The organism is Streptosporangium sp. NPDC050855, from assembly GCF_044456585.1.
Classification (GTDB): Bacteria; Actinomycetota; Actinomycetes; order Streptosporangiales; family Streptosporangiaceae; genus Streptosporangium; species Streptosporangium longisporum.
The window spans coordinates 189,913-203,599 of sequence record NZ_JBITFY010000001.1 but is presented as its reverse complement, the minus strand read 5'-3'; the positions used below and the strand labels follow the sequence as shown (position 1 = coordinate 203,599).

General features: G+C 72.6%; 12 protein-coding genes. 3 read left to right on the top strand and 9 right to left on the bottom strand.

Features of this window, described 5'->3' with window-relative positions:
• Positions 1 to 3: 3 nt before the first annotated feature.
• From ACIBCT_RS00875 to fdxA, 7 genes are all read right to left on the bottom strand, one after another.
• Entirely contained in the window at positions 4 to 381 is a 378-nt protein-coding gene (locus ACIBCT_RS00875; RefSeq protein WP_399185309.1) for a cupin domain-containing protein, read from the bottom strand.
• Positions 378 to 1,232 carry an HpcH/HpaI aldolase/citrate lyase family protein gene (locus ACIBCT_RS00870; protein WP_399185308.1) on the bottom strand — a complete coding sequence of 285 codons (855 nt, stop codon included), beginning with the start codon at positions 1,230 to 1,232 and terminating at the stop codon, positions 378 to 380. The genes ACIBCT_RS00875 and ACIBCT_RS00870 overlap by 4 nt, the downstream gene beginning before the upstream one ends.
• Positions 1,229 to 2,395, bottom strand: a complete 1,167-nt coding sequence (locus tag ACIBCT_RS00865) for an amidohydrolase family protein (protein ID WP_399185307.1) — start codon at positions 2,393 to 2,395, stop codon at positions 1,229 to 1,231. The genes ACIBCT_RS00870 and ACIBCT_RS00865 overlap by 4 nt, the downstream gene beginning before the upstream one ends.
• Positions 2,396 to 2,534: 139 nt before the next feature.
• Positions 2,535 to 3,347 (bottom strand): fumarylacetoacetate hydrolase family protein, encoded by an 813-nt coding sequence (locus tag ACIBCT_RS00860; protein ID WP_399185306.1) that lies wholly within the window; start codon positions 3,345 to 3,347, stop codon positions 2,535 to 2,537.
• Positions 3,348 to 4,039: 692 nt separating this feature from the next.
• Positions 4,040 to 4,975: an IclR family transcriptional regulator gene (locus ACIBCT_RS00855; RefSeq protein ID WP_399185305.1), complete on the bottom strand. Its 936-nt coding sequence runs from the start codon at positions 4,973 to 4,975 to the stop codon at positions 4,040 to 4,042.
• 54 nt (positions 4,976 to 5,029) lie between these two features.
• Complete coding sequence (locus ACIBCT_RS00850; RefSeq protein ID WP_399185304.1) at positions 5,030 to 6,025, bottom strand: NAD(P)/FAD-dependent oxidoreductase; 996 nt, start codon at positions 6,023 to 6,025, stop codon at positions 5,030 to 5,032.
• Positions 6,022 to 6,339, bottom strand: coding sequence for a ferredoxin (fdxA, locus tag ACIBCT_RS00845; protein WP_399185303.1), 318 nt, complete (start codon positions 6,337 to 6,339; stop codon positions 6,022 to 6,024). Before fdxA ends, ACIBCT_RS00850 begins: the two co-directional genes overlap by 4 nt.
• Before the next feature lie 98 nt (positions 6,340 to 6,437).
• Between fdxA and ACIBCT_RS00840 the strand changes: the two genes are divergently transcribed.
• The 3 genes from ACIBCT_RS00840 to serB all read left to right on the top strand — a co-directional run bounded on the left by ACIBCT_RS00840 (position 6,438) and on the right by serB (position 10,048).
• On the top strand, positions 6,438 to 7,787 hold the full coding sequence (locus ACIBCT_RS00840; RefSeq protein WP_399185302.1) for a hypothetical protein: 1,350 nt from the start codon (positions 6,438 to 6,440) through the stop codon (positions 7,785 to 7,787).
• A 168-nt stretch (positions 7,788 to 7,955) separates the two neighbouring features.
• Positions 7,956 to 8,747, top strand: a complete 792-nt coding sequence (locus ACIBCT_RS00835; RefSeq protein WP_399185301.1) for an IclR family transcriptional regulator — start codon at positions 7,956 to 7,958, stop codon at positions 8,745 to 8,747.
• A 77-nt stretch (positions 8,748 to 8,824) separates the two neighbouring features.
• A complete protein-coding gene (gene serB, locus ACIBCT_RS00830) occupies positions 8,825 to 10,048 on the top strand; it encodes a phosphoserine phosphatase SerB (RefSeq protein ID WP_399185300.1) in 1,224 nt (407 codons plus the stop codon).
• Positions 10,049 to 10,235: 187 nt separating this feature from the next.
• Here serB and ACIBCT_RS00825 read toward each other — a convergent pair whose 3' ends face one another.
• Together ACIBCT_RS00825 and ACIBCT_RS00820 are read right to left on the bottom strand one after the other, a co-directional pair.
• Positions 10,236 to 10,709, bottom strand: coding sequence for a SixA phosphatase family protein (locus ACIBCT_RS00825; protein WP_399185299.1), 474 nt, complete (start codon positions 10,707 to 10,709; stop codon positions 10,236 to 10,238).
• 244 nt (positions 10,710 to 10,953) lie between these two features.
• Positions 10,954 to 13,287 carry a sodium-translocating pyrophosphatase gene (locus ACIBCT_RS00820; RefSeq protein ID WP_399185298.1) on the bottom strand — a complete coding sequence of 778 codons (2,334 nt, stop codon included), beginning with the start codon at positions 13,285 to 13,287 and terminating at the stop codon, positions 10,954 to 10,956.
• Positions 13,288 to 13,687: the final 400 nt, after the last annotated feature.

Below are 13,687 nucleotides of genomic sequence, written 5' to 3'. Positions count from 1 at the left end.
CGCCTACCCCTCGGGCAGCCAGACCGCGTCCCGGAAGTCCGGGCGCGGCGGGCTGAACACGTCGACGTTGACGCACGGCCCCTCGATGGGCTCGACGTGGTGCTCGGCGCCCCGGGGGACCAGCAGCATCGACCCCGCCGACATGGCGTGCGGCACGCCGTCGACGTAGTAGTCGCACCGGCCCCGAAGGATCAGGACGAGCTGGTCGAAGTCGTCGTGCCGGTGCGGGTTGAGCGTCATGCCGACGGCCAGCTCGTGCCAGGCCAGCATGACCTCGTCGGTGGAGTACACCTTGCGGGAGACCCCCGGCCGGATCACGGTCGCGGGGATGTCGTCCCAGTTGACCGCGAGGCCGTACAGCAGCGGGCTGAAGGTGGTCATTGCGCTTCCTTCCATCGATGGATCACCTCGCGCAGGGCCGAGCCGAGGAGTTGCACGTCGGAGCCGACGACGAGGTAGCGGGCGGCACCCAGGCCGCCGCCGGTGAGCAGTTCCTCGTCCGCGCGGGCGATCCAGCCGCCCGGCGCCACCCCGGCGGACAGGGCCGCGCCGACGATCTCCTCGACCTTCGCGCGCAGCGCCTCCGGACCGGGAAGCCCCATGCCGACGACCAGGTCGGTGGTGCCGACGAAGGCCACGTCCAGGCCGCCCACCAGCTCCGGCACCGGGTCCAGGGTGACGGCGGTCTCGATCTGCCCGACGAGCAGCGGCGGGTCCTGCGCCTCGGCCGCCAGGTAGGCCGCCAGGTCCACCGCGCCGAAACCCGCGGCCGGGTGCGACAGGCTCACGCTCCGCCGCCCGTGGGGGGCGTAGCGGGTCGCGCCGGTCAGTGCGGCGACCTCGGCGACCGCGGTCAGCGTGGAGAGCTGCACCCCGGCCGCACCGGCCTCCAGCACCCTGTTGATCAGCGCCGGGTCCACGGCGGGCACCCGTACCAGGGCCGGAAGGCCCGTCGCGGCGGCGTGCCGGACGAGCGCGAGCGCGGTCGCCTCCGGCAGCGAGGAGTGTTCCAGGTCCACAACGACGAAGTCGAACCCGGCCTGCCGCGCGAGGTCCACGCAGTCGGCGCTCGGCAGCTTGAGGAACGTGCCGACCACCCGGTCCCCACCGGCCAGCGCGTCCCGCAGCCTCCGCCGCAACGCGGCGACCCCCGCCGCCGGGACGGCCCGGGACGGCGGTTCCCGGGTCGCCGGCTCGAAGGACGGCGCGGCCGGTCCGCAGGGTACGGTCACCGGTCCCGGTCCAGGCCGCGCCAGGGCGTGGTCTCCACGCGCCGCCCGTGGTGCAGGACGAGCGCGGGCTCCAGCCGGGAGGCCGTGATCGAGTTGCCGGACGCGTCGGGCAGGGTCGTCTCGGGGGCGTCCTCCAGCACGGTGACGTGCGCGGGACCGCCCTCGACCAGGGTGCCGTAGCCCTCGGCGTCCAGGCCGAGCACCCGGGCGGGGGCGATGGTCATCCGCGGCACGATCTCGTCCATGGTCATGCCGAGCGCGCGCAGCTTGGCCGCGCTGGTGACCAGGTCGAAGACGGGCCCGCGCCAGTTGCGCGCGCTGGTGTCGGAGGTGAGCAGGTCCGGCAGGAACCCGTCGGCGATCGCCCTCCTGGCGACCTCGAAGCTGAGGTTGCTCCTGCCGTGGGCGCTGTCGAAGAGCACCCCGCGGGCCCGCGCCTCCCGCACCTCGGCGATGACCTTGTCCCCGTCGAGGATGCCGTGCGGCTTGCCGGTGTAGCAGTGGGCGACGACGTCCCCCGGGCGGAGCAGGCCGAGCACCTCGGGTAGCGGCTCCTCGGTCTCCCCGATGTGGACCATCAGCGGCAGCCCCGCGTCGGCCGCGAGCGCGAGGGAGGTCTTGAGCAGCGAGCGCCAGGCCGGGCCGACCACGTCCTCGGAGAGACGGATCTTGAAGCCGCGGACCACACCGGGGTTCTCCGCCGCGACGGCCAGCGCGTCCTCGGGGACGAGCGTGGCCGGGTTGAGCAGCTCGCCGAAGCGGAAGTCGATGAGCCCGAGCACCGAGACGTTGAGGAAGTTGACCAGCCGCATCTCGGCGGCCTGGACCACGTACCGGTCGAAGGCGGCGAAGGTCGAGGCCCCGACCGTGCCGGCGTCGGCCGCGGCCACCACCCCCCGGCGCAGGTGGGCCTCGTCCGGCGGGGCGCCGACCTTCGAGACGTTCTCGAAGACGTGGGTGTGCCCCTCGACCAGGCCCGGCATCACCCACTTGCCGGTGCAGTCGACGACCTGCCCGGCCCGGGCGACCTGGCCGGCCAGCGAGGGTGCGATGCGCGCCACCCGGTCCCCGGTCACGGCCACGTCGGTGACCGAGTGGGTGCCCGCCACCGGATCGAAGACGGTACCGCCGGACAGGACCAGGTCGAATGCAGTCTCGGTCATATCTCGTTCTTTCGGTTCTTGAGGGCCGTGAGGCCCGGGAGGGCTGTGAGGGGTTCTGGGGGACGGCCGGGGCCGGTGCGGGCGGTGCCGGCGGTGCGGGGACCCGGATGCGGCTGCGCGGGCCGGGCGGTGGCGGGCTTCAGCGGAACCGGGTGCGCAGCGGCAGCACCCCCGCGACGGACACCTCGACCTCGTCACCGGGGCGGAGGAAGACCTCGCGGTCCTGCCCGGTCCCGGCGGGGGTGCCGGTCAGCACCACGTCCCCGGGCTCCAGCGCGGCGAAGCGGGAGATGGTGGCCAGCAGCTCGGGCACCGCGAAGATCAGCGCCTCGGTGCTCGCGTCCTGCCGGACGGTCCCGTTCACGCTGGTCCGCACGGTGATGTTCGCGGGGTCGGCGACCGTGGACAGGTCCAGCACGGAGGCGCCGAGCGCGCCGAAGCCGGGGAAGCTCTTGGCCAGGGTGGGCGTGGCGGTGGCGACCATGACGTCGCGCGCGGTCATGTCGTTGGCCGCGGTGACCCCGGCCAGGTGCTCCCACACCCGCTCGGGCGCGGTCCGGCACATCCGCCGCCCCACCACGAAGGCCACCTCGCCCTCGTAGTCCACCTGGCTGGAACGGTCGCTCGGCAGCTCCACCTCCGCCCCGGGGGCCGACACCGCCGACGGCGATCGCAGGAACAGGATGGGATCGATCGGGATCGACCGGCCGGTGAGCCGGGCCTTGCAGCGGTAGTTGAGGCCGACCCCCCAGATCGCGCGGGCACCGCGCAGCGGGGGCAGCAGCCCGTCGAGGGAGACCCGGCCCAGCTCCCGCGCGGCCCGTGCCGGCGCGAAGCCCTCGCCCACGGCGAGCATGGCCGCGACGTCGCCGAACGGCAGGTCGAGCAGGACCGCGTCGTCGCCGTCCTCGGTGAGACGGGCCAGGCCGCCGGGGGTCGCCAGCAGGTTCACGCGCCGTCCCCCGGCACAGCGGCCCGCCGGCCGGAGGCCGTGACCGGGAGGGCCACCGGGAGGGCCGGAGCGTCTCCCCTACGTCGCATACCCATGTCTGCTCCTACTCCTGCGGTCACCCGGCCCGAAGGGACGACGGGATTCCAGGGGGGCGTTCTGTCGGGACACCGGCGTCCGGCCGATGGCGGGGTCTCCCGCCGCCGTACCAGGTCGGCCAGGCGTCACGAACGTACGAGGAAGGCTCACCGCGTGTCAAGATGCGGAATCACATCTCGCATTGCGTCATGCTACGGCCGTGTTTCGGTCCGATGCACGCCCGACCCTGTAGGGATGGCAGGGCGCGGACCAGGGAGAACGGCTCATGCCGGGTCGCCGACACCGGCACGGCACCGCCGGACGGCCGCGCCGGGGTGACCGGAACCACACCCGGGAAACGGTCCGGGCGCGCGGAAGGGGCGGGACGGACCGGGGAACGGTCTCCTGCCGTTCAGGGCGGGCTCACGGCGCCCGGACGGGGCCGGGGCCGTTCAGACCGGGAGCCGCGAAAAGCTCAGACCGGTGTCCCGTAGGACTCAGGCCGGTCCCGTAGGACTCAGGCCGGTCCCGTAGGACTCAGGCCGGTCCCGTAGAACTCAGGCCGGTCCCGTAGAACTCAGGCCGGTCCCGTAGAACTCAGGCCGGTCCCGTAGTGCTCAGGCCGGTCTCGTGCCGCCCAGGTCGCGGGAGAGGTCGCGCGCCACCCTCAGCAGCGCGGCGGCGGCCTGCGGCTCCCGGTCGCCCGCGAGGGAGGCCACCGTGCCGACGACCGCCATCGCGGCGACCACCTGGTCTCCCTCGAAGATCGGCGACGCGAGCACGTGCACCCCGTGGTCCACCGGCGAGTTGACCGCCACCCCGGTCCTGCGGACCTCCTTGAGGAGGTCGCGCAGCTCGGCCGAGGCCCGCAGCCGCCGGGCGAGCCCGGGGACCTCGCCGACGGGCAGGTAGGCGCTGAAGACCCTGCCCTGGGCCGAGCGCACGACGTCGAGCTGCGAGCCGGTGCGGACGCTCAGCCGGACGTCCCCCACGGTGTTGTCCACGCAGCCGACCACCACCGGGCACTCGCCGTTCCAGACGCTCAGCACGACCGTCTGGTTGATCTCGCGCATCAGCAGTTCGAGGTAGGGCTCGGCGGCGGCGGCGATCGGCAGCCCGGCCCTGGCCGCGGCCTCCAGCCCGAGGAGCTGGGGGCCGAGCGAGTAGGTGGCGCTGGACGCGTCGTAGCGCAGCAGGCCGGCCGCCCGCAACGCCCGCGCGTACCGGTGGGCGGTGGGCTTGCTGACCCCCAGCCGCGCGGTGATCTCGTTGAGGCTCAGCCGGGGGCGCTCGACGGTGAAGCCGCTCAGGATCAGCGCGGCACGCCGCACCGTCTGGATGGCGGGCACATCGTCGGGGACGCTCTCGGGGACGACACCCCCGGGGACGCCCTCGGCGGCGTCGTCCGGCCCGCCCGCGGGGACGGTCCCGGACGCACCGGCGGACGCCTGGGCGGGAACGCCTCCGGGCGCACCCGCCGAGGGGTCGGCGGGCACGCCGGCGGGCATCCTGTCGGCCACACCCGTGTCGCCGAAGCGTGCCTGCTCCGCCATGCCGACTCCTCCGCACCGACCGTCCGTTGGATCGGACTCTACAGACTGGAGAACTCAGGCCGCATCGGAGGAATGGCCGGGCGCGGTACCGAGGGCGGGATTCACCAGTGGCGCGAGGTTGTTGACCGCGGCCGCGGCCTCGCCGAACCCGACGGAGATCAGCCTGACCTTGCCGTCGTAGTCGCTGATGTCCCCGGCGGCGAACACCCGGGGCAGGTTCGTCCGCATCGATCGGTCGACCAGCACGTGCCTTTTGCGCAGCTCCAGCCCCCACTGCTGGACCGGCCCGAGATCGGCGATGAAGCCGAGCGCCGCCACGACCGTCTGGGCGGGCAGGGTGACACGACCGTCCCGGTCGTCCTGGCCGCTCGCCCCGACCCTGTCCACGACGACCTCGCCGACCAGGTGCTCACCACCGATCTTCGAGACCTCGTACGGCGTCAGCACCCGTACCGACGACGAGCGCAGCGTGGCCACGCTGCGCTCGTGCGCCCGGAAGGCGGGCCTGCGGTGCACGAGCGTCACCGAGCGCGCCAGCGGCTCCAGGGCCAGGGCCCAGTCCACCGCCGAGTCGCCGCCGCCGACCACCACCACGTCGTGACCGGCCACGTCGTCGAGCCTGCGGACGAAGTAGCGCAGTCCCCGGCCCAGGTAGTCCTCGCCCACGGGCAGCTCGCGCGGGGTGAAGGTGCCGATGCCGCCGGTGAGCAGCATGGCCTTGGCCCGCACCACGGTGCCCGCGTCGGTGACGACCTCCACGGAGTCCTCGTGGTGCCGCAGGTCGAGGGCGCCCTCCCCGAGCAGCAGGACCGGGTTCGCCTGGGCGGCCTGGGCCACCAGCTCGTCCACCAGCCGCTGGCCCTTCACCGCCGGGAACCCGGCGACGTCGAAGATCTCCTTCTCCGGGTAGAGCGCCGAGATCTGGCCGCCGGGCTCGGGCAGCGAGTCGATCACGGCCACCGACATGCCGCGGAACCCCGCGTAGTAGGCGCCGTACAGGCCGGACGGGCCCGCGCCGACGATCACCAGGTCGACGTCGTACGCGGTCATGACCCGCCGCCGGGCGGCACCGCGGCGGGATGGTCGCTCCCGGTGCGGCCCACCTTCCTGGCGCCCCCGGGCGAGCCCAGGTCGGCGAAGAACTCGGCGTTGATCCCGGCGAACCTGGCCGCCTCCGCGGGGAGATCGTCCTCGTGGAAGATGGAGGTCACCGGACAGACCGGCTCGCACCGGCCGCAGTCGACGCACTCGTCGGGCTGGATGTACATCATCCGGTCGCCCTCGTAGATGCAGTCGACCGGGCACTCCTCGACACACGACCTGTCCTGCACGTCCACACACGCGTCGGTCACGACGTAGACCATCAGTCCTCCCTCGTCGGCAGCGTGGGGGAACAGTAGGAGGCTGTCACGCGCATTGTCAATATACGAGATGGCGTCTTGCATAGAGTTAACATGGACTCATGACGAGCGACGCCCTGCGACACCTGCGGCAGGCCACCGACGCGGCGATCTCCGATCGGACGATCGTCGAGGCGATCCGGGTGATGTCCGCCGCTCCCAGTCCGCGGGGCCGCGAACGCGCGACCGCGACCCGGCTGGCGGCGTGGGCGCGGGACCGCTGGCCCCGGCTCCCCTGGAACCTGGAGGCGGTGGGCCCCGAGGGGACGAACCTCACCTCCACCGCCGGCGGCTCCGGGCCCGAACTGCTCGTCTACTCCCACCTGGACACCTCGCTCTCCGGCGACGCGGCGCACGACCGGTGGGCGACCGGCCTGGACGGGCCGGTCGCCCCGCCCACCCTCGACCCGGTCTCCGGCCTGCTGTCCGGCTTCGGCCTCGGTGTCGCCCGCGCTCCGGCCGCCGCGGCGCTGATGGGGTACGCGGCCGCGGCGACGGCCCTGCGCCGCGAGGGCCTGCCGCACCGCCTCTGCCTGCTCCTGGCCTCGGCCGGTACGCACTCCTCCCCCTTCGCGACCGCACGTCCGGCCAGCCCGTCCCCCTCCGCGGCCTCCGGCGTCTCCGGCGTCTCCGGGGAGCCGTCGGGCATCGACGAGTACCTGCGGTCGCACCCGTTGCCCGCGGCCGCCGTCGTCGCCAAGTGCGGCCCGCCCGGCGTCCTGTACGAGGAACCCGGGGCGATCTTCCTCAGGGTCCGGCTGGACGGCGCCTACCGGCCGGTGCTGGCCAGGGGCGCGGACGGCGGGCTCCTGGCCGGCCTGGGGGCCGTCGTCGCGATCCTGGAGTCCTGGCGCGCCGAGCACCTGGCGGCCAGGACCGCCCCGGGACGCCAGCTCGCCGCCGAGGCGGGCATCGGCGCGGTACGGGGCGGCCTGGCCGAGAAGCCCGACCTGTTGCCCGGCCTGGTGGAGCTCCACCTCTACCTGACCACCGTCCCGGGCGACGATCCCGGTGAGATCGCCCGGACCGTACTGGAGCGGCTGCGGGCCGGGATCCGCGGCGGACCGCTGGAGCGCCACCGGGTGAGCGTGGACGCGCACATGGTCCACCCGGCCGGGAGCACCCCGCCGGGCGCCCCGGTGATCCGCCAGGCGATCGCCGCATGGGACGACGAGCACGGCGCCCCTCCGCCGCCGATCTCAGGCTGGAAGGGCTCCACGGACGGCGTGGTGCTGCGCGGTCACGGGATCCCGACCGCCAGGGTGGGCCCGGCCGCGGCCTCCGACCCGGCCGATCCCCGGCGGGACGTCTTCGATCCGCAGGAGCTGGCGCGCTTCGCCCGCCTGTACGCCGGGATCGCCCTCCGGCACGCCCTCGGCGTCCCCGGCACCCGATCCGGCAGGGGCACCTGAGCCGACGGAGCACCGGAGCCGACCGGAACATCCGAACCGGCTGGAGCGGCCGGAGCACCCGGGCCGGCCGGGGCATCGACATCAGGCGTTCTGAATGACAGGATGCTGTCTCGCAATGCAAAATATTTGCCCGGCGCCGGGCCCGCAGACCTGAATCGAAGGAACGACATGGGTGACGACAGCGCGCCTGGCCGGCAGGGCGCCGCGGGCGAGAACAGGATCCCGGCGATCCAGACCGTCCAGCGCGCCGCGATGATCCTCAGCGCGTTCACGGTGAGCCGGCCGCACCTGACCCTCAACCAGCTCACCGCCAGCCTGGGCACCAGCAAGGCCACCGCACATCGATACACCAAGGCCCTGCGGGAGAGCAACCTGCTGCGCTACGACGAGCGCGAGGCGCTGTACTCCCTGGGTCCCCAGATCCTCACCCTGTCGGCCGCCGCCCGCGTCGGCATGCCGGTGATCGGCATCGCCGGTCCGTACATGCAGCGGCTGGTCAGGGAGATCGACGAGACCGTGGTGCTGAGCGTCTGGGACGGCGACACCGCCGTGGTGGTCCGCGTCGACGACAACACCGACCGCACCATAAGGGTCAGCGTGCGGATGGGCTCGCGCCTGTCACGGACCGAGTCGGCCCAGGGCCGGGTCTTCTGCGCGTTCCTGCCCCCCGACGAGGTTCCCGGTCTGCAGGAGCAGCTGGACGCCTCCCCCGAGCTCCGCCAGGAGCTGGTGAAGATCCGCGAGGACGACATCTCGGCCAACACCCCCTCCGTCAACGGCGTGCGCAGCATCGCCTCGCCGGTCTTCCGGGGCCCGGTCCTGCTGGCCGCCATGGCGATCGTCGGCACCACCTCCTCGGTGCCCGCGGGCACCCACTCCCCGCTCGCCGAGGCCCTGAAGCGGACCGCGGCCGAGGTGACCGCCGAGCTGGGAAGGGAACGCACGCTTCCGGACCGGTGACCGTTCCGTGCAGAGCGGGCGTCCGCATGGTGAACCACATTCACGGCCCGATCCGGGGCCAAGTAGCGTAGGAACCGATGAACCAGCGCACGCTTCTTATCACGCTGACCGGCCCCGACCGTCCCGGCGTGACCTCACGTCTCTTCTCGGTCCTGGCCGGTTTCCCCGTCGCCGTCGCCGATGTCGAGCAGGTCGTCATCCGGGGCAGGCTCACCCTCGGCGTCCTCGTCTCCTACACGGGGGGCCCGTCGACCGGAACCGGTGGCACCCTGGGGGCCCTCTGGACCGCCGTCGAGCGGACCGCCGAGGACCTGGGACTGCACGTCGAGCTGTCCACCGGCTCCGACCCCAAGGAGAAGCGGCGCAGGGGACGGCTCACCGTCACCGTGCTCGGCTCCCCCCTCCAGCCGGCCGCCATGGCGGGCATCGCGGGGCGGATCGCCGCGGCCGGCGCCAACATCGACCGCATCGAGCGGCTGTCCAGCTACCCGGTGACCTGCATCGAGCTCTCCGTCTCCGGTGCCGACCCCGACACCCTGCGGGCCGAGCTGGCCGTCGAGGCGCACACCCAGCAGGTCGACGTGGCGGTTCAGCGCACCGGCCTGTACCGCAGGGCCAAGCGGCTGATCGTGATGGACGTCGACTCGACGCTCATCAAGGCCGAGGTGATCGAGCTGCTCGCGGCGCACGCCGGCTGCCTGGACGAGGTCGCCAGGGTCACCGAGGAGGCGATGCGCGGCGAGCTCGACTTCGCCGAGTCGCTGCGCCGCCGGGTCGCGCTGCTGGCGGGCCTGTCGGAGGAGGTCTTCGAGAAGGTACGCGGGGAGCTCGTGCTGACCCCCGGCGCCCGCACGCTGGTACGGACCCTCAAGCGGCTCGACTACCGGTTCGCGATCGTCAGCGGCGGGTTCACGCAGCTCACCGACGCCCTGGTGGACGATCTGGGGATCGACTACTCCGCGGCCAACACCCTGGAGGTGGTCGACGGCGTGCTCACCGGCCGGGTGGTCGGCGACATCGTGGACCGGCCGGGCAAGGCGCGGGCCCTGGAGCGGTTCGCCCGGGAGGCCGGCATCCCGATCAGCCAGACCGTGGCCATCGGCGACGGCGCCAACGACCTGGACATGATCGCCGCCGCCGGGCTGGGCATCGCCTTCAACGCCAAGCCGGTGGTGCGCCGCGCCGCCGACACCGCGGTCAACGTGCCCTACCTCGACTCGATCCTCTACCTGCTGGGCATCCCCCGGGCCGAGGTCGAGGACGCCGACGCCGAGGACGGCGTGATCAACACCGAGCGCTGACGGGCCCCTCGCGGGACGCGTGATCCTCACCGAACGCCCGTCGTCCCCGTGGAGGCCGTGAACCACCGGACGCGGGACCCTCCGGGGGACGGCGTGATCCTCGCCGACCGCCGGCCGTTCCCCCGGCGTCCCCGGCCGGGTCTCCCCGGAAGGCCCTCGACGCCCCCTTACCACCTCCGGGTCCTCCTCAGCGGTCCTTGGGACTCCATCGGGTGACCACGCGGCCGGTGTCGAGCCCGGCCCACTCGTCGTCGGTCTCGACGACGGCGAACGCCCCGGGCGGGAAGCCGCCGTCACCGTCCCCCGGGGCCAGCATCCGGACCAGCTCCTGCACGCCCGGGTTGTGGCCGACCAGGAGCAGGGTGCGCGCCTCGGTCCCGCTCCGCCGGACCAGCGCCAGCAGCTCGTCGGCGTAGGCCTCGTAGACGGACGGTTCGAACGACACGTCCGCGTCCGGAAGGGCCAGTGCCACGGTCCGCCGGGTCCGCGCCGACGGCGAGCAGAGCACCAGGTCGGGCCGCAGGCCGAGATCGGCCAGGGCCGCGCCGATCCGGCGGGCGTCACGCTCGCCGCTCTCGGTCAGGGGGCGATCCCGGTCGGCGACACCGGGGGGCTGGGCCGCCTTGGCGTGACGCAGGACGACGAGCGTGCGCGCCGTCATCGGGACGCCCAGACGGCGAGACCCACGATCACCGCGAACACCGCGGCCATGGCCAGCAGAACGAGAAGGAGTGACTTACCCCCGGAGGGCTGCTCTTCCATAGCGGCAAGTTTCCCACCGCGACGGTCCGCACACGCGAAAGGGGTACGCGTGGCTCGCGTACCCCTTCGCGATGGAGCGTCACCCGGTTCCCCAGGGAAGGTCACCGGTCGCGGACCGGCTCGGTTCCCCCGGGGAACGCGGCTCAGGTGGAGACCGGCTGCACCTTGCGGTCGGAGTCGTTCTCCTCGGTCGGGGAGATGCTCGCCGACCGGCGCTTGGAGACGACGACCGCGCCGACGACGATGGCGACCGCCAGCAGCGTGACGACGACACGCAGCACCGCGTTGTCGGCGTAGGTCACCACGGCCGGAGCGATCAGCAATGCCACCAGGTTCATCACCTTCAGCAGCGGGTTGATCGCCGGACCGGCGGTGTCCTTGAACGGGTCACCGACGGTGTCACCGATGATGGTGGCCTCGTGCGCCGGAGAGCCCTTGCCACCGTGGTGGCCGTCCTCGACCAGCTTCTTGGCGTTGTCCCAGGCACCACCGGAGTTGGCCAGGAACACCGCCATGAGCGTGCCGCACGCGATGGCACCGGCCAGGAACGCGCCGAGCGGGGCGTACCCCAGGGCGAAGCCGACGGCGATCGGGGTCAGCACGGCCAGCAGACCGGGCGTGGCCAGCTCCCGCAGCGAGTCGCGGGTGCAGATGTCCACGACCCTGCCGTAGTCGGGCAGCTCGGTACCGGCCATGATGCCCGGCTTGGTGCGGAACTGCTCGCGCACCTCGAAGACCACCCGGCCGGCCGCGCGGCCGACCGCCGTGATCGCCAGGCCCGAGAACATGAACACCACCGCGGCACCGATGATCAGACCGACGAGCACGTTCGGGTAGTCGATGCTCAGGCTGAACGTGCTGAACGAGCCCAGCGCCTCCTTGACCGTGGCGCTCGCCTGGGCCAGCTCGGTCTCCACCGCCGTGCGGAACGCGCCGAACAGCGCGGTCGCGGCGAGCACCGCGGTGGCGATCGCGATGCCCTTGGTGATGGCCTTGGTGGTGTTGCCGACCGCGTCCAGGGAGGTGAGGACGGCGGCGCCCTCGCCCTCGACGTCACCGGACATCTCGGCGATGCCCTGGGCGTTGTCGGAGACCGGCCCGAAGGTGTCCATGGACACGATCACACCGACCGTGGTCAGCAGCCCGGTGCCCGCGAGCGCCACCGCGAACAGGGCGATGGTGACGTTGCCGAAGCCGAGCAGGAAGGCGCCGTACACGGCGGCTCCGATGATCAGCGCCGAGTAGACCGCGGACTCCAGGCCGACGCTGATGCCGGCCAGGATGACCGTGGCGGGGCCGGTCCGGGAGCTCTCGCCGATGTCCCGCACCGGGCGGCGGTTCGTCTCGGTGAAGTAGCCGGTGAGCACCTGGATGGCGCTCGCCAGCACCAGGCCGATGAGCACCGCCCCGATCGCGATCAGGCGCGGGTCGGAGGTGATCGCGGCGATCTGCGGGCTCACGCCGGTCAGGCCGGCGAAGGTGGCCGGCAGGTAGAGGTAGGCCGCGACCGCGACCAGGATCGCCGAGATGGCCGCCGAGATGAAGAAGCCACGGTTGATCGCGGCCATCGCGTTGCGGTCCCCGGCGCGCGGGGCGGTGACGAAGATGCCGATGATCGCGGTGATCACGCCGATCATCGGCACGATCAGCGGGAACACCAGGCCCTCGACGCCGAAGGCCACCCTGCCCAGGATCAGGCTCGCGACCAGCATGACCGCGTAGGACTCGAACAGGTCGGCGGCCATGCCCGCGCAGTCGCCCACGTTGTCGCCCACGTTGTCGGCGATGGTGGCGGCGTTGCGCGGGTCGTCCTCGGGGATGCCCTGTTCGACCTTGCCGACCAGGTCGGCGCCGACGTCGGCGGCCTTGGTGAAGATGCCACCGCCGACCCGCATGAACATGGCGAGCAGCGCGGCACCGAAGCCGAAGCCCTCCAGCACGGCCGGGGCGTACCCCCCGTAGGCGATCACCACCACGGCCGCGCCGAGAAGACCGAGACCGACGGTGATCATCCCGGCCACGCCGCCGGTGCGGAACGCGATCCGCATGGCGACCTTCTCACCCGATTCGCGGGCGGCGGCGGCGACGCGGACGTTACCGCGGACCGCCAGCCACATGCCGATGAATCCGGTCAGCGCGGAGAAAAGCGCGCCCACGACGAAGAAAGCCGATCTGCCGATTCTCACGCCGGTCGTCTCGGCCGGAAGGAGATACAGCAGGAAAGGGATCAAAATGACGAACAGAGCGAGCGTTCGGAACTGCCGCGTCAAATACGCGGAAGCCCCTTCCTGTACGGCTCGCGCGATGTTCTGCATGCGTTCGGTGCCCTGGCCGGCGGCCAGCACCTCCCGCACCAGGGCGCCGGCGACGGCGAGCGCGAGCAGGGCGACCGCGGCCACCACGATCACGATGGTGAAGTGGTGGCCGCTGAGGGATACCGCTGGTTCTTCGACAGCGGCGAGATGGAGCACAGACATCCGACTCTCCTTGGCAAGACGGGAACACGTCCTGCCCGGAGTGCGCTGCCATAGGCGTCACGACGAGCAAAGCGGCGCACATCCGGGGTGGTTGGCAGTGCCGCTTCCAGTTGCAGACCCCTACGGAAAACGGCTCGCGTACGGGCCGTTCCGAAGGATAAACCTTGGCCGGTTCCGGGAGTCTACGCAGCGTCGACGCGGATATGAAGCCTCTGTGCTCGGCCGATTGACGACAGGTACGGCATCCATCGCCGACCGGCCTGCTTATAACGCCATTTCCCCGTCACATCCGTCTCGTCCGTCTCCATGTCCCCCGGATTTCGGCCCGCACCTACAGGTGTTAAGACACGACCGGAAACGCGGGGACCGCAAACGAACGGCCGGGCGTGTCCTAGGACAC